Here is a 22,748-nt window from a genome sequence, read left to right as displayed (position 1 = left end):
TATAAAAACACCACCACTAAGTCACCCGGAGGCTTTTGCTCGATTCTCCGGGATTGTTGTACAACTATGAGTGGTAATGACACACTCCCGTCGTCGGCGGGGACGGTCATCGTCGGCGCCGGTTGTGTCGGTTGTAGTGCCGCGTACCATCTGAGTCGACTCGGCCGAGACGACGTCGTCGTCGTCGAACAGGGACCGCTGTTCGAGACGGGTGGGTCGACGTCCCACGCGCCCGGACTAGTGTTCCAGACCGCCGGCGACAAACTGATGTCGAAGATGGCGTCGTACACGCGTGATCTCTACACAGAACTCGACAGTTTCCGCAGCTGCGGCGGCATCGAGGTCGCCTACACCGAGGAACGCTGGGACTTCCTCAAGCGCAAGCGTGAGTGGGGGCGGTCGTTCGGCGTCGAAGACGGCGAACTCCTCTCACCAGAGGAGGTCGAAGCGAAGATTCCGCAGGTGAACGCCGACGTCGTTCACGGCGGCTACTACGTCCCCACCGACGGGAAGGCTGACGCCGTCGGCGCGTCCGCGGCGATGGCCGAGCGCGCCCGCGAGAAGGGTGTGGAGTTCTACGGCGACACGAAGGTGACCGACCTCGACGTCGAAGACGGGGAGATTCGCGCCGTCGACACCGAGAAGGGTCGCATCGACGCCGACGAGGTGCTCGTGGCGACCAACATCTGGGGGCCGCTGTTCGGCGACATGGTCGACGTCGACGTCCCGCTGATGCCGTGTGCCCACCAGTATCTCGTCTCCGACGAACTGGACGAGTTGGCCGGCGCAGACCGCGAGATCGAGCAGCCGCTGCTCCGCCATCAGGACGCGTCGCTGTACTTCCGGCAGCACGGGGAGTCCTACGGCGTCGGCTCGTACAACCACGAACCGCTGCTCGTCGAACCCGAGGACATCTACGGACCAGAGAAACTCGACGACCTCGGGCTGGAGTACCCCTCGCTCCGGGAGTTCACCGAGGAACACTTCTACGAGAACACCCACCCGGACCACGACCGGGCGGCGTACGACTGCGCGAAAGAGCTCGTCCCGGCGTTCGAGGACTGCGACTGGGAGACGGAGATGAACGGGATGTTCTGCTTCACCACCGACGGGATGCCGGTCCTCGGCGAGACCGAGGACATCGACGGCCTGTGGTGGGCGCTCGCCGTCTGGGTGACCCAGTCCGGCGGCGTCGGCAACGTCGTCGCCGAGTGGATGGAGAACGACGTCCCCCGACTCGACGGCGACCTCGTCGACGTCACCGACGCCCACATCTCGCGGTTCCAGGACCACGCCGGGTCCCACGAGTACGTCCGCGACCGCGCGGCCCAGCAGTACCAGGAGGTGTACCAACTCATCCACCCGCGCGAACAGCCGGAGGGGAAACGCGGGCTGCGGCGGAGTCCGTACCACCCGCGACAGGAGGAACTGGGCGCGGAGTTCTACGACAGCGACGGCTGGGAGTCCGCCCAGTGGTACGCGGAAAACGAGTCGCTCGTCGAGGAGTACGACGTCCCCGACCGCCCCGAGTGGCTCTCGCAGAACTGGTCGAAGGCGCACGGCGCGGAACACCAGGCCGTCCGCGACCGAGTCGGGATGTACGACCTCACCTCCTTCACTCCCATCGAGGTGACCGGCGACGGGGCCGCGGAGTTCCTGCAAGGGCTCCTCGCCAACGACGTCGACGTCTCGCCGGGCCGCGTGCGCTACACGCCGATGCTCAACGAAGCTGGAGGGTTGCTCGCGGACCTGACCGTCTCCCGGTTGGCGGAGGACCGGTTCCTCATCCTGACCGGCGGCGGTCGCTCCGGCAGCGAGCAGGGGCGGTGGATCCGCGAGCACGCCCCCGACGACGTCACCGTCACCGACCGGACCTCGGGACTGTGCGGTCTCGGGGTCTGGGGGCCGAGCGCCCGCAAGACGCTGGAGGACCTCGTCGAGACCGATCTCTCTCACGACGAGTTCTCCTTCTTCAGCGTCCAAGAGACCCACCTCGGGAGCATCCCGGTCATCATGCTCCGCGTCTCATACGTCGGCGAACTCGGCTGGGAACTGTACGCGCCGATGGAGTACGGCGCAGAGCTCTGGGACCAGGTGTGGGAGGCCGGCGAGGAGTACGGCGTCGTCGCGATGGGCGACGCGACGCTCAACTCGATGAGTCTGGAGAAGGGGTTCCGACTGTGGGGGACGGACATCACCCCCGAGTACAACCCCTACGAGGCGGGTATCGGCTTCGCCGTCGACCTCGACACCGACTTCGTCGGCAAGGAGGCGCTCGTCGAGGCGAAAGAGGAGGGGATCGACCGGAAGATCGTCCCCATCACGCTCGACGAACCGGGCGACGTCGTCGACACTGGTCGGCCAGTCGTCGCCGACGACGAGGTGATCGGATACACGGCGCGCGCCGACTACGGCTACAGCATCGACGCCGGCATCGCCTACAGCTACCTGCCGGTCGACTACGCCGAGGCGGGGCAGTCCGTCGAAATCGAGTACGAGAACCGCGTCTACCCGGCGACCGTCCGAGACGAACCGCTGTTCGACCCCGACCGTGAGCGAATATTGCGGTAACCACAAGCAACCAGAAACGTTCTCTGTACCCACCCCAAATTTCACACCAACGATGAGCCAGAACCGCCCCGCGACAGTCGACTTCGAGGCGATCGAACAGGCAGCAGAACGACTCGACGACCCGAGCGTGGTGAAGCGGACGCCCGTCGAGCGGAGCACGTCGCTCGACGAAGTGACGGGCGGTGAGGTCCACCTGAAGATGGAGCATCTCCAGTGGACGGGGTCGTTCAAGACGCGCGGGGCGTACAACAAGATCCGGCAGTGCGTCGAGGCCGACGACGTCGAACGGACCGTCGCCGCCAGCGCCGGCAACCACGCGCAGGGCGTCGCGCTCGCGTCGACGAAACTCGGCGTCGACTCCACCATCGTCATGCCGAAGACCGCCCCGCAGACGAAGGTCGACGCGACCCGTGGCTACGGAGCGGAGGTGGAGCTCGTCGGGAGCAACTTCCAGGAGGCGATGTCGTTCGCGAAGGAACTCGTGAGCGAAAGCGACGCCGAGTTCGTCCACGCCTACGACGACCCCGCTATCGTCGCCGGCCAGGGGACGCTGGGCGTCGAGATGTACGAGGACCTGCCGGACGTCGACACCGTCGTCGTCCCCATCGGCGGCGGCGGTCTCATCTCCGGCATCGCGACGGCGTTCTCGGAGCTCTCGCCCGACACGCGCATCGTCGGCGTGCAGGCGGTCGGCGCGTCGACCGTCCCCGACAGCCTCGACAAGGGGATCCCGCAGACGCTCGACTCGGTCGACACCATCGCCGACGGCATCGCCACCGGCGGCATCTCCGAACTCACGCTCTCGCTCATCGAAGAACACGTCGACGAGGTGGTGACGGTCACCGACGGCGAGATCGCCCGAGCCGTCCTCTATCTGCTCGAACGTGCGAAGCAGGTCGTCGAGGGCGCGGGCGCGGCCTCCGTCGCCGCCGTCATGAGCGACGAACTCGACGTCCGCGGCGAGACGGTGATGCCGCTGCTCTGCGGCGGCAACCTCGACATGACGATGCTGAAGACGGTGCTCGTCCACGCGCTGACCGAACGCGAACAGCTGCTTCGCCTGCGCGTCCGGATCGACGACCAACCAGGCAAGATGGAGGAGGTGTCGGGCGTCATCGCCGACCACGGCGCGAACATCCAGACGATCCGCCACGAACGTTCCGCGCCGGAACTCGACGTCGGCGAGGCCTATCTCGTCTTCCAGATCGAGACGAGCGGGGCCGAACACGCCCGGCGCATCATCCGGACCATCCGCAGTCACGGCTACGAGGTCCGCCACATCAACGCCTGAACGTGGTCTCCTCGCGGCCCGAGACGGTCGCTTCTTCGCCCTCACTTCACGACCCTACTTAACGAGGTTAGTCGAGCAAACCTGCATTTTTATCCGGCATTAGGAGACACCATGGAGTAGTCGTGGCATGAATTGTCATACCACGTATCTCGCGGCGGAGTCGGCCGACGGTGGCATCCGTTCGCGGTGAACTGACGCAGTACGACCAACACAGGACGAAACAGCAGAATACAATGAGTCAAGAGCAAAAGCGAGGGCAGCTTGGGGAGTTCGTCGACGAGATCGACCCGCTCGTGTTCGGGTTCGGTGTCCTGACGGCCGTCGGGTTCCTGATCTACGTCGCCGTCGTCGGCCCGGAGCAGGCCGGCACCCTCATGAGTGGCATCAACAACTGGTTATGGACGAACTTCTCGTGGTTCTATCTCTCGGCGATGTTGATCTTCGTCGGGTTCACCACGTTCCTCATCTTCGGGCCGTGGGGGAAGATCAAACTCGGGCCCGAGGACGCAGAGCCGAAGCACAGTTTCGCGACCTACTTCGCGATGTTCTTCTCGGCGGGTATCGCCGCCGGGATCGTCTTCTGGGGCCCCGCAGAGTCGATCTTCCACTACGGCTACGGCACCCCGTTGACGGGTGAGAACGCAGGCGACACGGCCAAGATGATCGGCTCGCTACAGTACACCTTCTTCCACTGGGGCATCTCGGCGTGGGCAGGGTACCTCATCGTCGGCGTCCCGATCGGCTACTTCGCCCACAAGAAGGGGGCACCGTTCAAGTTCTCGACGGTCATCGCCCCGCTCGTCGGCGTCGACAACCTCGACGACAGCTACGCGGCGAAGGCCGTCGACCTCGTCGCCGTCTTCGGGACGATGGGTGGGATCGCCACCTCGCTGGGGTTCATCGGCCAACAGTTGCTGATGGGGATGGACTACCAGTTCGGGTCGGTGACGTCGCCGAACCAGGAGGCGTCGGCGCTCCCGCTCGACATCTTCGGGATGCCGCTCGGCGACGTCGGCGTCATCGTCGTCATCGTCGGCGTCACGACGGTGTTCACGCTCTCGGTGGTGAGCGGCGTCGAGAAGGGGATCAAGCGGCTCTCACAACTGAACGTCATCGTCTTCCTGTTGCTGGGTGTCGCCACGTTCGCCATCGGATTGCTGAACGGCCTCGGCTCGTTCGTGCTCAACATCGGGACGCAAGCCATCGGCGAGTATCTCGGTAACTTCATCCAGATGAGCCTGTTCACCGGGGCCGGCGGCGGCGGCGAGTTCGTCGGTTCGTGGACCGTCTTCTACTGGGCGTGGTGGTTCTCGTGGGCACCGTTCTCGGGCATCTTCCTCGCGAAGATCTCGAAGGGTCGGACCATCCGCGAGGTGACGTTCGTCGGCGTCATCGCGACGACGCTGGCGACGGTACCGTGGTTCATGGTGATCGGCGGGATGTCGATGCGACTCCAGCAGCTCGGGCGGGCAGACATCCTCGGGGCGCTCACCCGCTACGGCGGGAACGAGGCCGTCTCCGGCTACCCGCTTTTCGGCGCACTCGAACCGTTCGGTGCGCTCCTCTCGGGGCTGTTCTTCATGCTCGTCATCACCTTCTTCGTCACCTCCGCGGACTCCTCGACGCTCGGCATCGCGATGCTGACCACCGGCGGGAAGGAGGACCCCTCCGAGATCAACCGCCTCGTCTGGGGTGTCCTGCAGGGTTGCGTCGCCGCCGTGCTCATCGTCATCGGCGGGACGAACGCGCTCCAGCAGGCCGCAATCATCACCGGCGGGCCGGTCGCCGTCGTCGGTCTCGTCGGCATCTACGGGATGATCAAGGAGTTCAGCAGCGTCCACGGACGGGTGCTCGTCCAGGAGGGCGCGGACGTCCGCGGCGACGACATGCTCGTCGGCGGACGGCGAAGCGGCGGTGGTGTGAACGCCTCTGAAGACGACTGACCCCGTCGCGCTCACGCTGTTCTCCGATCTCGCTTTCTTTCTCGACGCCCGTCACGTCGCTGTCGCAGACACGTCCGTCGCTGTCGGTGGCTCCGAAACGTGGATTCGCGTCCAGTACACCTCGTCGTCGTACCGGACGAGATACGTCCCGTCGACGGCAGGCGCTTCCGCCCGTTCCTCGCTTCCGGCGTACTCGACGTCGTCCTGCGGTCGGAAGCGGTCACCCAACCGCTGCATCGCCTCGGGGAGCGACTCCTCGGTCGGAACGACGTAGCCGTGTTCCGCCTCGATCGCTTCCGCGACGATCTCCTGCTCGTCGGGAGCGAGCCCCGACAGCGTGAACTCGTACCGGTCACGGAGGTCGCGGCCGAAGCTCGCCGCGGAGTCGGCGACGACCGAGGCCGTGTACTCGTAGGTCCGCAGCGGCGTCTCGCGCGACCCGTCGACCGAGAACTCGCCGCGCGTCTCCGCGTCCCAGACGACGACCGAGTACGCCGGGTCGGGGACGAGCGCGGAGTCGGGGACGTTCGCGTCCAGGTAGCGGACCGACGTCCCGAAGCCGAGAAAGCCGGGGTCGTCCCAGCCGCGCCGTTCGAACACCGCTCTGTCCACCTCCGGGAGGTCCGCGTACGCGACCGACTCGTCGTCCGCGACGTCTCCCTCGGCCGGGTCCAAGACGACGAAGAACGTCGTCGCCGGTCGCGAGTCGACGACGTCGACCGAGAGTTCGTACACCGCGTCCTCGAAGACGAACGGGCTGTCTGCGGGGAACGGCGGTTCAGTGTCGTCGACTCTCGTCGGCCCGTCGTCGACGGCGGCGCGCACGAGGTCGTACTCGGGACTCCCCTCGTCGACGCCGCGTCCGTAGGTCCGCCGTTTGGCGATCGTGGGGTCGGAGACCGGCTCCATCCGGAGTGAGGCGGTCGGGAGGGTTCCGACGGCAGTCTCAGCGCCGAAGCCGAGACAGCCGGTGAGTCCGGAGAGCGTGAGGGCGGCACCGGAAGCGAGGAGGGTACGGCGGTGCATACCCGAGAGAGCACCGTCCGGAGAGAAAAGTGTCGGGGTGACTGAAAGATCGGCTGTACCTACCGTTCCGGAGAGGGCCGAAGCGAAGACCGACGGTTCGGCGGCGACGCTACTCGTAGACGGGGAACTCGTCACACAGTCGTTCGACGCGCCAACTCGCCTCCCGCTTCACCTCGTCGTCGGTGGGGTCGTCGAGCACGTTCGCGACGACTTCGCCGACCGCCTCCATCTCCTCCTCGCCGAACCCGCGGGTCGTGACCGCGGGCGTCCCGATGCGGATGCCGCTCGTCACCATCGGCGAGCGCGTCTCGCCGGGCACCGTGTTCTTGTTGATGACGAGGCCGACGTCGTCGAGCGCCGCCTCGGCCTCCTTCCCCGTGAGCTCCGGATGCGACTCCCGGAGGTCGACGAGGAGGAGATGTTTGTCGGTGCCGCCGGAGACGAGCGAGAGCCCGTGGTCCTGCAGTACCGACGCGAGCGTCTTGGCGTTGTCGACGACCTGCCGGGCGTACTCCTCGAACGCCGGTTCGAGCGCCTCGCCGAAGCCGACGGCCTTGCCCGCGACGTTGTGCATCAGCGGCCCGCCCTGCGAGCCGGGGAACACCGCGCTGTCGACGTCGTCGGCGTGCTCCTCGGTGCACATGATGATGCCGCCGCGACCGGCGCGGATGGTCTTGTGCGTGCTGCCGGTGACGAAGTCGGCGTGCGGAACCGGGTTGGCGTGGGCGCCCGCGGCGACCAGTCCCGTGATGTGGGCGATGTCCGAGAGGTGGTAGGCGTCGACCTCGTCGGCGATCGACTCGAAGCGCTCGAAGTCGAACTCCCGCGGGTACGCCGACGAGCCGCTGACGACGAGGTCCGGATCGAACTCGTGGGCGTGCTGAGCCAACTCGTCGTAGTCGACGTAGCCCGTCTCGGGGTCGACCTCGTACTGTTCGACGTCGTACAGCTGCCCCGAGAAGTTGACCGCGTGGCCGTGGCTGAGGTGGCCGCCGTGCGAGAGCGACAGCGAGAGGATCTTGTCGCCGGGTTCGAGCACGGAGAAGTAGACGCCCATGTTCGCCTGCGTGCCGGAGTGCGGCTGGACGTTGACGTGCTCTGCGCCCCACAGTTCCTCGGCGCGCTCGATGGCGAGGTTCTCGACCTCGTCGACGTGCTGACAGCCGCCGTAGTAGCGTGCACCGGGGTAGCCTTCGGCGTACTTGTTCGTGAGCACCGAGCCCTGCGCTTCGAGCACCGCCTCCGAGACGTGGTTCTCCGAGGCGATCATCCCGAGCGCCGACTCCTGTCGTTCGCGTTCGTGGTCGATCGCTTCGCTCACCTTCGGATCGGTCTGCTGTAGTTCCCGTGCCATATGTTGACAGATTGCGACCGGGTCGGATACCGTTCCGGGTGTTTCACTGAGGGTGTTTTTGACGGGCGACCGAAGCGGGTGCCGGCGGCGACCGTCGGCGTTCAAAGAGGGGTTGACTGATACAGACGCACGCTTACCCGTGGCCGTGTGCACGTTCGGAGTATGCCAGGAATCGTCGAGACCGACGACGCACCCGCCGCAGTCGGCGCGTACAGTCAGGCGACCACGACCGACTCGCTGCTGTTCACCGCCGGGCAGTTGCCGTTGACGCCGGACGGCGACCTGCTCGACGACGAGTCGGTGGCGGTCCAGACCGAGCGCTGTCTCGAGAACGTCGAGGCCATCCTCGCGGCCGAGGGTGCGGAGATGACGGACGTGCTGAAGGTGTCCGTCTTCCTCGACGACGTCGACGACTTCGAGGAGATGAACGACACGTACGCCGAGTTCTTCTCGGAGTCGCCGCCCGCGCGGAGCGCGGTCGAGGTCGGCGAGGTCCCGAAGGGGGCGGCCGTCGAGATCGAAGTCGTCGCCGCGCTCGGCTGAGAGGGTATCGGCGACGACCCGATGACGCTGTGACGGCACCCGACGGGAGGGCGTTGAAAACCACCTTTCGCTCTGCACCTACACCGACAAGTGTGTCCCGTGCGTAGACGCTGCTGATGGTTCGTTGTCAACGGTGTCGACTCGACTGCGCCGAGACGGACGGGCCGCTGTCGGGCGGAGCCGACGGTCGGGAGCCGGCGCTCTGTCCCGTCTGTCGACTCGAACGGTCGTCGCCGGAGGAGACGCTCCCTCTAGCGATCTACAGACGAGCGCGACTCCTCCTCGGGTTCGAGACGTCTGCGACGGTCCGGTCGCGACTGGTCGACGCCGTCGAACCGGAGACCCCGTCCGAGTCGGTCGCGGGGGGAGCAGCGACCACGCTTCGCGTCGACCGGCTCCGCCGGATCGGGCGAGTGCTCGGCCTGCAGGCGCAGGAGGCGGAGCGACTCACCGCACGCGAACTGCGTCGGTACGTCGCCGACGCCGCCGACGTCGACGACAGTCCGGCCTCCTCGTTCCGCAAGGAGACGCTGGTGGAGGTGACGGTCCACGTCGCCGACGCTGTCACCCCACCCACGGATCGAGAGAGCGACGAGGAGCGTCCGGAGACCGACTCGCGTGAGGGTGTCGATCTCCCGCCGTAACCCAACACGCTCATCCCCGCCGGCGGAGAACCGCCGTACAATGAGTGATCTGATGGACACCTACATCGAGAACCGTCATCTCGTCCAGCCGAACCACACCAACAACTACGACGTCGCTCACGGGGGGAACGTGCTGAAGTGGATGGACGTCGTCGGCGCGCTCTCGGCGATGCGGTGTGCGGAGATGACCTGCGTCACTGCGCGGATGGAAGAGGTGAACTTCGTCCAACCAGTCCCCCGCGGCGACACGGCGCTGATTCAGGCCTACGCCTACGAGACGGGGCGGACGAGCGTCCGCGTCCGGATCAAAGCCTACCGGGAGGACCCCCAGACCGGCGAGCGCGAACTGACGACCGAGTCGCACTTCGTCTACGTCGCCATCGACGACGAACTCGAACCGACGCCCGTCCCCGAACTCACCGTCAGTACCGACGAGGGTGCGGAGCTCCAGCGGGAGGCCCAGGCGGACGCCGAAGAGCTCTACAACGGAAAGTGAGTGCGGGAGCGTCAGGGGCCGGACAGCGTCGAACGAGTCCAGAACCCCGACAGTCACCCACGAGAGACGATTCTGCGACCGCTATCGTCTTGTATCGGTAGCCGTTACCGCGTCACGTACAGACTGCATGAGCCACGAGTCGCGACAGCTTCGACAGTACGTTGGAATCGGTGCAGGCGTCGCCGGACTGCTCCTCGCCGCCGTTCTCGGTGTGAGCCAGTATCCGAGTCTCGACGCCGTCTCGACGATGTATCTCAACGTCGGCATCCTCAGCAGTGGCGTCACGTTCGTCAGTGCCTGTTTTCTCTCCTACGAGGCCGCCCGTCGGCTGTTGAGACGACTGCTCGGCGTCGCCGTCGTCGGCGCAGGCGTCGCGCTCGTGAGTTACGGACTACCGGTCGTCGAGGGACTCACCGTCGTCTCGGGTGCGACACTCGCCGTCGGCGCGGCGGCGCTCAGCGTCGCCATCGCGACCGGACTCTCCCGACTCGACCGCGAACTCGGGTTGGAGACGACGCCGGAGCAACGCATCCTGACCGCAGAAGAGTATCTCGCCGCCGGGTTCGACGACGGCTGAACCGTCAGACGTCCCACTCGTCCGGCTCTTCGTCCGCTCTCCTGCCACCGCCGAGGTCGACTGCCGACGGCGGACGGCCCGCGCTGTCGAGAATCTCGTCGGAGACCGCGATCGGGCAGTCGACGCGGACGGCGAGCGCGACGGCGTCGCTCGGGCGGGCGTCGAAGACGAACTGGCGCGCCTGGCCGCTCTCGTACCGTTCGGCGTCGATCTTCGCGTAGAACGTGTTGTCCGCGAGGTCGTCGATTCTGACGCCGTCGATCGCGCCGCCGAACTCGGTCACCATCTCGACGAGGAGGTCGTGCGTGAGGGGTCGCTCGAACGCCTCGCCGGAGAGGCCGAGTTGGATCGCCTGTGCCTGATCGCCGGTGACGAAGATGGGGAGGTACTCGCCGCGTGCCGACAGCACCACCGCCGGAACGTTCGCCCCGTCCGGACCGATTCCGACGGCGATGCCCTCCACTTCGGCAGTGTGGTCCATGCTACCGTGTTCGTCTCGCGGGTATGAATAGCTAGCCCCGACCCCGTCGACGGGCGTGGTGTCGCCTCCGCGTAACCGCACCTCACCGTCGGACGTACCAGACGGCGAACGCCAGACAGAGCATCAGCGCTCCGCCGAGGAAGAAGACCAGCCCCGGTGGGAGCGCGACCGCCGCCGACGTCGTCGCGGCGGTGTCGGCGGCCACCTGGACGCTCTCCGTGGTCGCCGCGTCGCCGCTCCCGGTCGACGCGAGGCCGAACCACGGGCCGTCGGTGAGCAGGTACTGGACGATCAGACTGCCGAATCCGAGGATGCCGAGTCCGCCGAGCAGGCGTTTCAGCGCCGCCTTGAGACCGGTCGAGTCCTCCTCGCGGCCCGCGAAGACGACGAGCGGGCGGTTCGAGGGGGCGTACACCTTCATCTCGCGTCCCTTCTCGGAGTAGACGGTGTCGGCGACGGTGACGAGCTCCGCGGCTTCGAGTTTCCCCAGGTGGTACTGGACGTTCTGCAGCGAGGTGTCGAGTCGATCGGCGAGCGAGGACGGCGAGTCGGGGTCCTCGTGGAGCGCCGAGAGGAGCTTTCGCGCCGTCGACGAGGAGAGCGCCGACAGCATCTCGTCGGCGTCCTCGCTGTCGACGCCGATCACCCGCGGTTCGGACGCCTCGACCGCCGACGTGTCGGGACTGGAGGGCAACAGCTTCGCCATACGCCCCCATACAGCGCAGGGGGAGACAAACCTGTTGCTCGACGTGATTCTCTGGTGATATCTCTGCGCCCCGTCGAGGCGTCCGGGTTCGAGAGGTTTTTCACCGGCAGTTCGTTGGTACGCCTGTGTTCGACGAACTCGGACGCGGCGAACTGCTCGTCGCCGCGACCTACGTCTGTTCGGGACTGCTCGTCGCGCTCAGTTCGGTCACGGACCCCGCCGTCCCCCTCGGCGGCGGACTGCTCGCGTCGGTCGCGCTCGTCTCGGTCCCGCCGGTCGTCCTCCGAGAGATCGTGGCGACGAAGCGGCTCGCGGACCCCCAGTTCGGCGACGACGTCGCACTCGCGGACGACTAGTTCTCAGGCTCCTCGTCGACGACCAGCAGCCGTAGGTCGTTGACGTTCGTCCCCGTCGGCCCCGTCCGGACGACGGCGTCTCGCTCCTCGAGATACGGGAAGGCGTCGTTGTCGGCGAGCGCCTCGCGCGCCGCGACGGCGTCCGTGTCCGAGACGGTCTCGCCGTCGACGAGCGCGCCCGCGACGTCGACGCCACCGTCGCGTCCGTCGGTGTCGACCGCCCCGAGCACCGTCCCCGAACCACCGAGTTCCAGCGCCGCCGCGAGCGCGAACTCCTGGTTCGGCCCGCCGCGGCCGTCGCCGCGGACGGTGACGGTCGTCTCGCCACCGGCGAGCACGACGGCGGGCGTCGAGACGGGGTTGCCGGTCGCTCGCATCTCCTCGCCGACGGCGACGTGGCTCTTGGCCGCCTCGCGGGCCTCGCCGCGAATTCGCGAGGAGAGAATGCAGGTCTCGTAGCCGCGGTCTCGCGCCACCGACCGGGCCGCATCGAGCGCGGTGAACCCGTCGGCGAGCACGTGGTTCGTCACGCGCTCGAACACCGGGTCGTCGGCGCGGGGCGTCTCCGGGACGTCGCCCGCGACGCCCGCTTCGAGTCGCTGGCGGACCGACTCGGGGGCGTCGATTCCATATCTTTCGAACACTGCCAGCGCCTCCGCGAACGTCGAGTCGTCGGGAGCGGTCGGCCCGCTGGCGATGACGCTCAGGTCGTTGCCGACGACGTCGCTGAGCACGAGCCCGACCACCGTCGCCGGCGACGCTGCGCGGGCCAACTGGCCGCCCTTGACCGCCGAGAGATGTTTCCTGACCGCGTTGATCTCGTCGATCTCCGCCCCCGACTCCAGGAGGTCGGTCGTCGTCCGCTGGAGGTCGTCCAGCGAGACGCCCTCCACGGGCGCGGCGAGCAACGCGCTCGCACCGCCGGTGACGACGCCTAACACGAGCGTCCGCTCGTCGGCGTCGGTCAGGAGATCGAGGACGCGTCGCGCACCCTCGACGCCCGCCTCGTCCGGGACGGGGTGCGAGCCGACGACGACGTCGACGTGCTCGGTCTCCTCGGGGTCGCGCGTGACGACGACGCCGTCGGTGATGCGGTCGCCGAGCACCGACTCGAGCGCCGTCGTGACGCCGCCGCCGGCCTTGCCGCCGCCGACGACGAGGACGCGGTCGTAGTCCACGAGGTCGTACGTGGCGTCCCGAATCGTGAGCGTGTCGCCGTCGAGCGAGACGGAGTCGCGGACGACCTGTTCGGGGTGTGCGGCGTCGATGCCCGCCTCGATGCAGGCGAGCGCGGTCTCGTGGGCCGACGTCTTCGCCAGCGCGTCGGCGTCCTCGATCTCGGTCATACCGGTGGGTCACGGTCGACCGGGAAAAACGCACCCGCTCCGGTGGAGATTGCGAGCGGGCGCCGCTCGTCCGACGTCTGCTTCGGGAGAGTGCGAGCGGGCGTCGCTCGTTTCGAGTTCTGTTCGCCAGTCCGACAACGGTAAACCCCGGGGGAATGTAGCGACTCGTCAATGAGTAACCGTGCGGAGTCTGCCCCGCAAGAGGGGAACGTGCGCGTGGTCGGGACGGCGCACGTCTCGGCGGACAGCGTCCGCGAGGTCGAAGAGACCATCGAGGCGGAGCGTCCCGACGTCGTCGCCGTCGAACTCGACGAGGGGCGATACCGCCAGCTGCAGGGCGAGACGCCCGACGACCTCGACGCGGGCGATCTGCTGCGAGGCAACACCGTCTTCCAGTTCATCGCGTACTGGATGCTCTCCTACGTGCAGGCGCGGATGGGCGAGAAGTTCGACATCCAACCCGGGGCCGACATGCTGGCCGCCGTCGAGACGGCCGAGGAGTACGGCCTCGACGTCGCGCTCGTCGACCGGGACATCCAGACGACCATCCAGCGCTTCTGGCGACGGATGGGGTTCGTCGAGAAGTTGCGGATGGTCGGCGGACTCGCCTTCGGCGTCACCGACAGTCGCGTCGTGGGACTGCTGTTCGGCCTGATGGTCGGCATCGTCGTCGGCCCCGTCATCGGCCTGTTCGGCGGGGCGTTCGGCGTCACCGACGCGCTGCTCGCGCGGGTCGCCGGCGGAGCCGTCCTCGGCGCCGGTGTCGGACTCGCGCTGAGTTTCGTCGGCGACCTGTTTCTCGACGGTGACGACAGCCTCCTGCTCGCCGTCGGCGGCGGCATCACCGTCGCGATGGTGAGTGCGACGCTCGGCGTCGGCAGCGGTCTCGTCGGCGGGTTCGTGGCACAGGCCGTCGGCAGCATGGCGCTCGGGCTGTTCGTCGGCGCGCTGGTCGGCGTCGTCGCCGGGAGCGTCTTCGCCGTGACGGGGCTCGACGTCGAGGACGACTACGAGGAGCTCGACATGTCCGAGCTGACCGACAAAGACGTCGTCACCGTGATGATGGAGGAGTTCCGCGAGTTCAGCCCCGGCGGGGCCGAGGCGCTCATCGACGAGCGCGACGCCTACATCGCCCACCAGCTCGTCGCGCTGCGGTCGCAGGGTCGGAACGTCGTCGCCGTCGTCGGCGCGGGCCACCGCGAGGGGATCGAACGCTACCTCGCGAACCCCGAGACGCTCCCGCCGATGGAGTCGCTCGTCGGGGAAGCCGAGAGCAGCGGCGTCCCGTGGTTCAAACTGTTCGGCGCGGCCATGTCCGTCGGTTTCCTCGCCTTCTTCGTCCTCCTGGCGATGGCGGGGGTCCGAAACGAGTTCCTCCTGCGACTGTTCGCCGCCTGGTTCGTCGTCAACGGCGTCTTCGCGGCCGGGCTCGCCAAACTGGCCGGGGCGCGCTGGTCGTCGGCCGCCGTCGGCGGCGGCGTCGCCTGGATGACGTCGGTCAACCCCCTGCTCGCGCCGGGGTGGTTCACCGGCTACATGGAACTGCGACACACGAACGTCAACGTCACCGACATCGCGACGCTGAACGAACTGCTCGCCGACGAACAGCGACCCATCCGCGACATCGTCAGTGATATGTTCGACGTCCCGCTCTTCAAACTCATCATGGTCGTCGCGATGACCAACATCGGCAGTCTCGTCGCCAGCATCCTCTTTGCGACGTACATCCTGCCGCTGTTCGGAGCCGAACTCGGGGGCGTCGACGGTGTCACACGCCTGATGGTACAGGGTGCGACGCGGAGCTTCGACCTCATCGTGGGGGGGCTGACGTGAACCTGAGTTTCAGCGCCCGCGAGATGGGCGACCTCGTCGTCGCGTGGCTGGCGCTGGGTCTCGCCTTCGCCATCTTCTTCGAACGCGGCGCGACGGGCTTTCTCCAGTCGGGTGTCGTCTACCCCCTCGTCGTCAGTCTCCTAACTGCTGGGGTCGGCTTCCTGCTTCACGAACTGGCCCACAAGGTGGTCGCGGTCCGCTTCGACCAGGTCGCGGAGTTCCGCGCCGACTACAGCATGCTGTTCGTCGCCGTCATGAGCGCCGTCGTCGGCTTCCTGTTCGCCGCCCCCGGTGCGGTCCACCACCGCGGCTACCTGACCGAACGGGAACACGGGCTCATCGCCTTCGCCGGGCCGGTGATGAACCTGCTGTTGGCGGGCGTCTCCGTCCCGCTGCTCGTGTTCGGCGTCTCGGCCGGTTCCGACCTGATCACCGAGATCGGCGCGAAGGGGCTCGCCATCAACCTCTTCTTGGCCGCGTTCAACCTCATTCCGTTCGGCGGCCTCGACGGGAAGACGGTCGTCGGCTGGAGCAAGCTGGTGTGGTTCGTGAGCTTCGTCGTCAGCGCGGCGCTCGCGTTCTTCGTCGTCTTCGTGCTCAGAATCGGGTTCTGACGCTCCTCACTACTGTTCGCTTCGGAAAAGCTGTCGAGTCGGTGTCGGAGACGCTCCCCACTGATAGGGAGTATCGTAGCCAACCGCTGCCCTCCGTTTAGCCTCACGACTCATGTGAATCGATCCCCGGACGAGGGATCTCTGAACCCCTACGATAATCCCTATGAGAGCGGCGGTCGCTATCGGCTCTCCGGTCGGTTGGAGACGACGCGGAGACCCCCGCAGATCTGCTCGACGGACGGGTCCGACGAGGGGCGCTCCGAGAGCGGGACGAGACTCAACAGCTCCTCGTCTTCCGTCTCCACCCACTCGATGCCGGACTCCGTATCCCAGAAGCAGGGTGTCCACGACCCCGACTCGAACCGTTCCCAGATGTCTACGTCGCCGTAGTAACAGCCGTCACTGCCTCGATAGACGGTCCCTTCTCCCATGGGAGACAACAAGGGTTCTCCACCCGAATAAGAGTTGTCACTATATTTGAATATTACACAAATTGAACTGTCGATGAAAATATGATATATCGTTTTTAGAGACCGTCCGACACGTCGACTGGCCCCTCTCCGTCCCGGTGGTGGAGAGGGGCCGTTCGACCCGCAACCGAACGAGAACTCGGGATAGGCGTTTCGAGTCGGCCCACACCCGAGTGTGGCACTCCGGCGATCGCCCGCATACAGATGCAGGCGACTAGAAATAGATACATTGATATATCAATATTTTTGTGAAAATCCGAGTGGTCTGGCAGAGTGAAACGAACGGTCGCCTCGAGAGCCGGTCCGGCCGTCAGTGAGTCCGTCCGAGAACGGCGAGTACGCATTTGTGCGATGGGCGCGACAACCGTACCGAGATGGAGTCCATCAATCCGGCGACCGGCGAGCGGATCGACTCGTACGAGGAGTACACCGAGAGCGAGATCGACGACGCGCTCGACCGCGCCACCGAGACGTTCGCGGAGTGGCGTGAGACCTCCTTCGCACACCGGCGGACGCTGATGGCGAACGCCGCCGACGTGCTCCGCGAGAACGAGGAGCAGTACGCCTCCCTGATGACCGAAGAGATGGGCAAACCGATCGAGCAGGCCCGCTCGGAGATCGAGAAGTGTGCGTGGGTCTGCGAGTACTACGCCGAGACGGCCGAGGAGCACCTACAGGACGAGGTCCTCGGCGCGGAGTCCGACGCTCACGCGTTCGTGAGCTACGAGCCACTGGGGCCGGTGTTGGCGGTGATGCCGTGGAACTTCCCCTTCTGGCAGGTGTTCCGCTTCGCCGCCCCCAACCTCTGTGCCGGCAACGTCGGCCTGCTCAAACACGCCTCGAACGTGCCGGGCTGTGCGAAGGCGATCGAGGAGGTCTTCGAGAAAGCGGGGTTCCCCGAGGGAGCGTTCACGTCGCTTCTGGCCGGGTCCGACGAGATGAACGACGTCATCGACGACGAGCGCGTGAAAGCCGTGACGCTGACTGGTAGCGAACCCGCGGGGCGTGCCGTCGCGGAGCGCGCCGGCGGGAACCTGAAGAAGACCGTCCTCGAACTCGGCGGGAGCGACCCGTTCGTCGTCCTCGACGACGCGCATCTGGAGGAGACGGTCGAGAAGGCCGCACAGGGACGGCTCCAGAACTCCGGACAGTCCTGTATCGCCGCCAAGCGGTTCATCGTCCACACGGACGTCTACGACAAGTTCGTCGAGCGGTTCGTCGAGGAGATGGAGTCGTGGACCGTCGGCGACCCCAGCGACGAGGAGACGGAGGTCGGCCCACAGGCCCGCGAGGACCTGCTTGAGGACCTCCACGAGCAGGTACAGGACACCGTCGACGCCGGAGCGGACTGTCGACTCGGCGGCGAACCGATGGACCGCGAGGGTGCGTTCTACCCGCCGACCGTCCTCGTCGACGTCCCCGAAGACTCCCCGGCGGCGACCGAGGAGACGTTCGGTCCCGCGGCGGCCGTCTTCGAGGTCGAGAGCGAAGAGGAGGCGCTGCGACTCGCCAACGACACCTCCTTCGGCCTCGGCGCGAGCGTCTGGACGAGCGACCTCGAACGCGGCGAGCGGTTCGCCCGCGGGTTCGAGGCGGGCTGTTGTTTCGTCAACGAGGTCGTCAAGTCCGACCCGCGCGTGCCGTTCGGCGGCGTCAAGAACTCCGGCTACGGCCGTGAACTGGCGGCGGAGGGGATCCGTGAGTTCGTCAACCGGAAGACCGTCTGGATCCAACACGGCCTGAGCGGTGAGGTCGAATGAACGGCGCGGAGCTCCTCGTTACCTGTCTGGAGGCCGAGGGCGTCGACCACGTGTTCGGCCTCCCCGGCGAGGAGTTGGAGGACGTGCTGTTCGCGCTCCGGGACTCGTCGATCGAGTTCGTCCCCGTCCGCCACGAGCAGGGGGCGGCGTTCATGGCCGACGTCCACGGACGGCTGACGGGCGATGCAGGCGTCTGTCTGGCGACGCTCGGCCCGGGCGCGACGAACCTGCTGACGGGCGTCGCCGACGCCCACCTCGACAAGTCGCCGCTCGTCGCCGTCACGGGCCAGGGGAGTCGGGAGCGACTCCACAAGGAGAGCCACCAGGCGCTCGACGTCGTCGACGTCTTCGAGTCAGTGGTGAAGTGGAACACCCAACTCGACGACGTGGCCGTCGTCAACGAGTCGGTCCGCAAGGCGTTCAAACTCGCCGAGTACGAGAAACCCGGCGCGACGCATCTGGAGATTCCCGAAGACGTCGCCGCCGAGGCGGTCGACGACGAACCGCTCCCCGCACGCGACCCCGTCCGTCGACCGGACCCCGACCACCAGTCGGTAGAGCGAGCGGCCCGCCACCTCACCGACGCCGACAGACCCGTCGTGCTCGCCGGTAACGGAGCCGTACGAGCGGACGCCTCGGCGTGTCTCCGCGAGTTCGTCGAGTCGACCGGACTGCCGGTCGTCGCGACCTACATGGGGAAGGGAGCCATCTCCGACAGACGGGCGCAGTCGCTGATGACGCTCGACTCCGGGCCCGACGGCGAGGCCGCGGACGTCGTCGAGCGCGCCGACTGCGTGCTCGCGGTGGGCTACGACATCGCCGAACACGACCCCGAGGGGTGGAACCCGAACAAGGAGACGACGGTGCTGCATCTCGACCACGAACCCGCGGAGGTGTACGAACACTACAACCCCGAGGTGGAGATCGTCGCCGACCTCTCCCGCGGGCTAGAACGACTCACCGAGTCGGTCGACCGGACGAGAGAGACGTGGTGTACCGACGTCCACGAGACGGTGCTGGACCACGCGCTGACGAAACCCGACGCGAACGACCCGACGACGGTCGCCGGCGTACTCCCGTATCTCCGAGAGGCGATGGCCGACGAGGACGTGCTGCTCTCGGACGTCGGCAGTCACAAGATGGCGATCGCCAAGGGGTTCCCCGTCTACGAACCGAACACCTGCATCGTGTCTAACGGCCTGGCGAGCATGGGTATCGCCGTCCCAGGTGGCGTCGCTGCCGACCTCGCCGTCGACTCGAACGTCGTCGTCGCGACGGGCGACGGCGGCTTCCTGATGAACGCCGCAGAGTTGGAGACCGCGGCGCGGCTCGGACTCGGCTTCACCGTCCTGCTGTTCGTCGACGACGACTACGGACTCATCTCGGAGAAACAGGAGTCCCACACCGGCGAGTCGTTCGGGACCCGGCTGTCGAACCCGGAGTTCGTCGGGTTCGCGGAGAGTTTCGGCATGACGGCTCACCGCGTCGAGACGTGGGAGGAACTGTCGTCGGTGCTCGCGGCGGCGGTGCCGTCCGACGAGTTGACGCTCGTCGAAGTTCCGCTCGACGGGGAGCCGTCGAGCGACGGTACTCCAACGGAGTAGTCGTGGAGAGCGGTCGACGCTACGCTCGACGGTAGTCGTGCCCGACGCGGAGTGCGACGACGTTCGCGACGAGCAGGCCGAGGAAGACGATCGCTCGGCTACCGTCGATGCCGTCGAACAGGAGGGGCACGTACAGGAACGGGAGGGCGATTGCGGCCCAGAACCCGACGAACCTGATCGGACCCAGCGCCATTTGGAGGGCAGTAGACCCCGCATCGAGCGAGGAGTGGTCGTTGGCTGTGGTTGACGCGCCTGACATCTGGAGCACCTACATTCTGAGAAGTCTGAGAGACTCATATAACGAAGAGACTGTTCACACGAGTTCACCACTTCTGAGACAGCCTACTACCGGCTTAGAGGGCCCAAGAGTCGATATAATACGTTCTCTGGTCGTCTTTTTCGTTCGACAGAGAACCACGCTGCAAGGATGTTGCTAAGCCGTCACGAACCGCGAAACCGGGCGTTTAGGCGGTTGGTAGTGGGTCACTACGGTTCGTTAGGGCCGTGTTATACATTGCCACTCACGCAGTCGGTCGCGAGTTAGTATCCACCCAACTGGACGGGTCGGCGAACGGTGGGCTTTTCTCCCCCCATTACGCGGGTTCGCACATGAGCGAGGACGCCGAAGCGGAACTCACGTACGCGGAGTCGGGAGTCGACATCGAGGCCAGCGAGGCGGCCACGGCGGCGCTCGTCGGCGCGGTCGGCGAGAGCGAGGGCGACTACGCGGGGCTGTTGGACATCGGGGACCGGTATCTCGCACTCGCGACCGACGGCGTCGGGACGAAACTGCTCGTCGCCGAGGCGCTCGGCGACTACTCGACGGTCGGCATCGACTGCATCGCGATGAACGTCAACGACCTCGTGGCGGCAGGAGTCCGCCCGGTCGCGTTCGTCGACTATCTCGCCGTCGACACGCCGAACGAGGCGTTCGCCGAGCAGGTCGGGACGGGACTCGCCGCCGGCGCTGCGGAGGCCGACATCGAACTCGTCGGCGGCGAGACGGCGGTGATGCCCGAGGTCGTGAAGGGGTTAGACCTCGCTGGCACCGTCGCCGGACTGGCCGCGAAAGACGCCATCTTTCCCGCCGAGGCCGAACCCGGCGACGCGCTCGTCGGCTTCCGCTCCTCCGGCGTCCACTCGAACGGGCTGACGCTCGCCCGCAAGGCAGCCACCCGGAGCCACGAGTACACCGACGAGTACCCGTTCGACGACTACGAGACGGTCGGCGAGGCGCTCTTAGAGCCGACGAAGATCTACACGCATCTGCTCGATCCGATGCGCGAACACGGGGTCCACGCCGCCGCTCACGTCACCGGCGGCGGGTGGACGAACCTCGAACGGATGGGCGACTACCGCTACGAGATCGACGACGCCTTCGAGCCGCAGTCGGTCTTCGAGTTCATTCAGTCGGAGGGCAACGTCTCCGACGAGGAGATGCACCGGACGTTCAACATGGGGACCGGTTTCGTGGCGGCGCTCGCTCCCGCCGACGCCGAGGCGCTCGCCGACGCGACCGACGGCCGCGTCGTCGGCCACGTCGAGGAGGGCGAGGGCGTGTCGATCCGCGGACTGAGTCTGTAGTCAGACCGACCGGGGGTCGTCGGTGCCGGAGCGGCGGTAGCCGAACCGCGACCAGAGGCGTTCGACGCCGACAGCGACGAGGAGAACTCCGCCGACGGCGGTGAGATACCAGCCGACGGCCGGAACGTAGCCGTCGACGGCCGTGTTCTGCCAGTAGATAGTCACGGCGACGAGCGACAGCGCGCCGACGACGAGGGTCGCGGTCTCGGAGACGACCCGCGAGGCGAACCCGTGGAGCGCACCGACGACGAGAACGGCGGGGAGCAACAGCGCCCCCCAGGTGTCGAGCCCCGTTCGGAGGCCGGGGAGAGCCATCAACCAGCCGCCCGACGCGAGCCAGGGAGACAGCGACCCCGTAGCGACCAGCGCCGACGCGAGGAGCGTGATCGCAGACCGGGTAGTAGACGACAGGCGGCTCATTGTCAGTCGTTGACAGCCGTCCGATATCCGCCTTTCGCTCGGTGCAAAAACGAACGAGAGGACAGTCAGGAGAGCTGTCGAGCGATGTCGGCTTCGGTGATGATGCCGACCGCCTCGCCGGCCTCCGTCACCATCACGGCCTTGTAGTGGTCCAGCAAGTTCCGCACTTCGTCGACGGTCGCGTCGGGCGACACCGACGGGAACGACTCGCTCATGATCTCGCTGACCGGGAGGGTGCCGACGTCGTCGCCCGCGCGGATGATGTCGCTGTGACTGATCGACCCGACCGGGATCCCCGCCTGGATGACCGGGAGCTGCGAGTACGCGGCGTCGTCCATCTGCTGTTCGGCCTCTCGAACCGACTCGTCGGGCGCGACGCTGACGATGGTCTCGTGCATGATGTCGTCGGCGCGGACGACGCTCCCCTCCGCCTCGTCGAGCGCGTTGACGATGCGTCGGAGCGTCGACAGTCGCGGATCGACGTCACCGCCCTCGATACGGGCGATGAGCGGCTGTGAGACGCCGGCCATCTCGGCCAGTTGACTCTGCGTCAGTTCGAGCGACGTCCGTCGCTCTCTGAGGTCTTGCGGCGTGGGGAGTTCCATACCACCTCATAACCCAGGGTTATTAGAAAATCTTTCGACGCGGTGAGCGTGTCAGTTCCGTTCGTCGTCCTCGTCGCCCTCGGTCTCGACGATCTCGATGACCGACAGCGGGACGTCGCGGAGCGCACCGCCGACTTCGCTCTTGGCGATGCGGGAGGCGTGTTCCTCGTTCTCGGCGTTGAAGATCTCGATCTCCATCAGCAGCCCGACGAGCGCCGTGTCGGCGGCGATGAACGCCGAGTCGAACGGTTCGCCGCAGGCCGGACAGCCAGTGACGCCGACCTCCACCTCGACGTACTCCTTGTTCTTCTGGTTCAATCGCTTGCCGGCCTCGCTGACGGCGACACCGATAGCGTCGTCGATATCGTCGACGTCGCGGACGAGCCACGCCGCCTCCATCGCGACGAGATAGTTACTCATACCCCCAGAGATGGGGTGGAGGGTTTCGTGCTTTGTGGTTCGCGCGCCACCGCGAGAGACGTCACCTTGGGAGACGAGACCACGACACACGGGACGTCTCGACG

General features: G+C 66.7%; 23 protein-coding genes. 13 read left to right on the top strand and 10 right to left on the bottom strand.

What is annotated here, in order from left to right:
• The first annotated feature begins 66 nt into the window (after positions 1–66).
• The 3 genes from EOHIBHHM_RS16675 (at position 67) to EOHIBHHM_RS16665 (ending at position 5,805) form a co-directional block, all read left to right on the top strand.
• Positions 67–2,571, top strand: a complete 2,505-nt coding sequence (locus EOHIBHHM_RS16675; RefSeq protein ID WP_497252567.1) for a GcvT family protein — start codon at positions 67–69, stop codon at positions 2,569–2,571.
• A gap of 52 nt (positions 2,572–2,623) precedes the next feature.
• Positions 2,624–3,862 (top strand): threonine ammonia-lyase, encoded by a 1,239-nt coding sequence (ilvA, locus tag EOHIBHHM_RS16670; protein WP_497252565.1) that lies wholly within the window; start codon positions 2,624–2,626, stop codon positions 3,860–3,862.
• 233 nt (positions 3,863–4,095) lie between these two features.
• Positions 4,096–5,805: a BCCT family transporter gene (locus EOHIBHHM_RS16665; RefSeq protein WP_497252563.1), complete on the top strand. Its 1,710-nt coding sequence runs from the start codon at positions 4,096–4,098 to the stop codon at positions 5,803–5,805.
• A 51-nt stretch (positions 5,806–5,856) separates the two neighbouring features.
• Here the strand turns inward: EOHIBHHM_RS16665 and EOHIBHHM_RS16660 are convergent, their stop codons facing one another.
• Together EOHIBHHM_RS16660 and glyA are read right to left on the bottom strand one after the other, a co-directional pair.
• Positions 5,857–6,831 carry a hypothetical protein gene (locus EOHIBHHM_RS16660; RefSeq protein ID WP_497252561.1) on the bottom strand — a complete coding sequence of 325 codons (975 nt, stop codon included), beginning with the start codon at positions 6,829–6,831 and terminating at the stop codon, positions 5,857–5,859.
• A gap of 109 nt (positions 6,832–6,940) precedes the next feature.
• Positions 6,941–8,185: a serine hydroxymethyltransferase gene (gene glyA, locus EOHIBHHM_RS16655; protein WP_497252560.1), complete on the bottom strand. Its 1,245-nt coding sequence runs from the start codon at positions 8,183–8,185 to the stop codon at positions 6,941–6,943.
• A 162-nt stretch (positions 8,186–8,347) separates the two neighbouring features.
• Between glyA and EOHIBHHM_RS16650 the strand changes: the two genes are divergently transcribed.
• From EOHIBHHM_RS16650 to EOHIBHHM_RS16635, 4 genes are all read left to right on the top strand, one after another.
• A complete protein-coding gene (locus EOHIBHHM_RS16650; protein WP_497252558.1) occupies positions 8,348–8,728 on the top strand; it encodes a Rid family detoxifying hydrolase in 381 nt (126 codons plus the stop codon).
• Positions 8,729–8,844: 116 nt separating this feature from the next.
• On the top strand, positions 8,845–9,372 hold the full coding sequence (locus EOHIBHHM_RS16645; RefSeq protein ID WP_497252556.1) for a hypothetical protein: 528 nt from the start codon (positions 8,845–8,847) through the stop codon (positions 9,370–9,372).
• A 40-nt stretch (positions 9,373–9,412) separates the two neighbouring features.
• Entirely contained in the window at positions 9,413–9,868 is a 456-nt protein-coding gene (locus EOHIBHHM_RS16640) for an acyl-CoA thioesterase (RefSeq protein ID WP_497252554.1), read from the top strand.
• A 127-nt stretch (positions 9,869–9,995) separates the two neighbouring features.
• Positions 9,996–10,445 carry a hypothetical protein gene (locus EOHIBHHM_RS16635; protein WP_497252552.1) on the top strand — a complete coding sequence of 150 codons (450 nt, stop codon included), beginning with the start codon at positions 9,996–9,998 and terminating at the stop codon, positions 10,443–10,445.
• Between the two features lie 4 nt (positions 10,446–10,449).
• Here the strand turns inward: EOHIBHHM_RS16635 and EOHIBHHM_RS16630 are convergent, their stop codons facing one another.
• Positions 10,450–10,926, bottom strand: coding sequence for a bifunctional nuclease family protein (locus EOHIBHHM_RS16630; RefSeq protein WP_497252550.1), 477 nt, complete (start codon positions 10,924–10,926; stop codon positions 10,450–10,452).
• 82 nt (positions 10,927–11,008) lie between these two features.
• Entirely contained in the window at positions 11,009–11,632 is a 624-nt protein-coding gene (locus tag EOHIBHHM_RS16625) for an ArsR/SmtB family transcription factor (protein ID WP_497252548.1), read from the bottom strand.
• A 125-nt stretch (positions 11,633–11,757) separates the two neighbouring features.
• Here EOHIBHHM_RS16625 and EOHIBHHM_RS16620 point away from each other — a divergent pair, with 125 nt between their 5' ends.
• Positions 11,758–11,988 carry a hypothetical protein gene (locus EOHIBHHM_RS16620; RefSeq protein ID WP_497252546.1) on the top strand — a complete coding sequence of 77 codons (231 nt, stop codon included), beginning with the start codon at positions 11,758–11,760 and terminating at the stop codon, positions 11,986–11,988.
• On the opposite strand, the gene EOHIBHHM_RS16615 is transcribed toward EOHIBHHM_RS16620, so the two are convergent.
• A complete protein-coding gene (locus EOHIBHHM_RS16615; protein ID WP_497257028.1) occupies positions 11,985–13,325 on the bottom strand; it encodes a glycerate kinase type-2 family protein in 1,341 nt (446 codons plus the stop codon). The two genes, EOHIBHHM_RS16620 and EOHIBHHM_RS16615, sit on opposite strands and share 4 nt — an antisense overlap.
• A gap of 180 nt (positions 13,326–13,505) precedes the next feature.
• Here EOHIBHHM_RS16615 and EOHIBHHM_RS16610 point away from each other — a divergent pair, with 180 nt between their 5' ends.
• Positions 13,506–15,167 carry a TraB/GumN family protein gene (locus EOHIBHHM_RS16610; RefSeq protein ID WP_497252544.1) on the top strand — a complete coding sequence of 554 codons (1,662 nt, stop codon included), beginning with the start codon at positions 13,506–13,508 and terminating at the stop codon, positions 15,165–15,167.
• A complete protein-coding gene (locus EOHIBHHM_RS16605) occupies positions 15,164–15,781 on the top strand; it encodes a zinc metalloprotease (RefSeq protein WP_497252542.1) in 618 nt (205 codons plus the stop codon). The genes EOHIBHHM_RS16610 and EOHIBHHM_RS16605 overlap by 4 nt, the downstream gene beginning before the upstream one ends.
• 179 nt (positions 15,782–15,960) lie before the next feature.
• On the opposite strand, the gene EOHIBHHM_RS16600 is transcribed toward EOHIBHHM_RS16605, so the two are convergent.
• Positions 15,961–16,212, bottom strand: a complete 252-nt coding sequence (locus EOHIBHHM_RS16600; protein ID WP_497252540.1) for a hypothetical protein — start codon at positions 16,210–16,212, stop codon at positions 15,961–15,963.
• A 413-nt stretch (positions 16,213–16,625) separates the two neighbouring features.
• On the opposite strand from EOHIBHHM_RS16600, the gene EOHIBHHM_RS16595 reads away from it, so the two are divergent.
• Together EOHIBHHM_RS16595 and EOHIBHHM_RS16590 are read left to right on the top strand one after the other, a co-directional pair.
• Complete coding sequence (locus EOHIBHHM_RS16595; protein ID WP_497252538.1) at positions 16,626–18,011, top strand: NAD-dependent succinate-semialdehyde dehydrogenase; 1,386 nt, start codon at positions 16,626–16,628, stop codon at positions 18,009–18,011.
• Entirely contained in the window at positions 18,008–19,615 is a 1,608-nt protein-coding gene (locus tag EOHIBHHM_RS16590) for an acetolactate synthase large subunit (protein ID WP_497252536.1), read from the top strand. Before EOHIBHHM_RS16595 ends, EOHIBHHM_RS16590 begins: the two co-directional genes overlap by 4 nt.
• A 19-nt stretch (positions 19,616–19,634) precedes the next feature.
• On the opposite strand, the gene EOHIBHHM_RS16585 is transcribed toward EOHIBHHM_RS16590, so the two are convergent.
• Positions 19,635–19,874 carry a DUF8028 family protein gene (locus tag EOHIBHHM_RS16585; RefSeq protein ID WP_497252534.1) on the bottom strand — a complete coding sequence of 80 codons (240 nt, stop codon included), beginning with the start codon at positions 19,872–19,874 and terminating at the stop codon, positions 19,635–19,637.
• 350 nt (positions 19,875–20,224) lie between these two features.
• On the opposite strand from EOHIBHHM_RS16585, the gene purM reads away from it, so the two are divergent.
• Positions 20,225–21,199, top strand: a complete 975-nt coding sequence (gene purM, locus EOHIBHHM_RS16580; RefSeq protein ID WP_497252532.1) for a phosphoribosylformylglycinamidine cyclo-ligase — start codon at positions 20,225–20,227, stop codon at positions 21,197–21,199.
• Here purM and EOHIBHHM_RS16575 read toward each other — a convergent pair whose 3' ends face one another.
• The 3 genes from EOHIBHHM_RS16575 to EOHIBHHM_RS16565 all read right to left on the bottom strand — a co-directional run bounded on the left by EOHIBHHM_RS16575 (position 21,200) and on the right by EOHIBHHM_RS16565 (position 22,644).
• Positions 21,200–21,619 (bottom strand): hypothetical protein, encoded by a 420-nt coding sequence (locus tag EOHIBHHM_RS16575; protein ID WP_497252530.1) that lies wholly within the window; start codon positions 21,617–21,619, stop codon positions 21,200–21,202.
• A gap of 65 nt (positions 21,620–21,684) precedes the next feature.
• Positions 21,685–22,224, bottom strand: coding sequence for a CBS domain-containing protein (locus EOHIBHHM_RS16570; RefSeq protein WP_497252528.1), 540 nt, complete (start codon positions 22,222–22,224; stop codon positions 21,685–21,687).
• A gap of 51 nt (positions 22,225–22,275) precedes the next feature.
• Positions 22,276–22,644: a DUF555 domain-containing protein gene (locus EOHIBHHM_RS16565; protein WP_497252526.1), complete on the bottom strand. Its 369-nt coding sequence runs from the start codon at positions 22,642–22,644 to the stop codon at positions 22,276–22,278.
• Between the last annotated feature and the right edge of the window lie 104 nt (positions 22,645–22,748).

This window comes from Halogranum roseipondis (genome assembly GCF_059695585.1).
The sequence above is the reverse complement of the archived record's forward strand: the minus strand, read 5'-3'. Positions and strand labels throughout refer to the sequence as shown.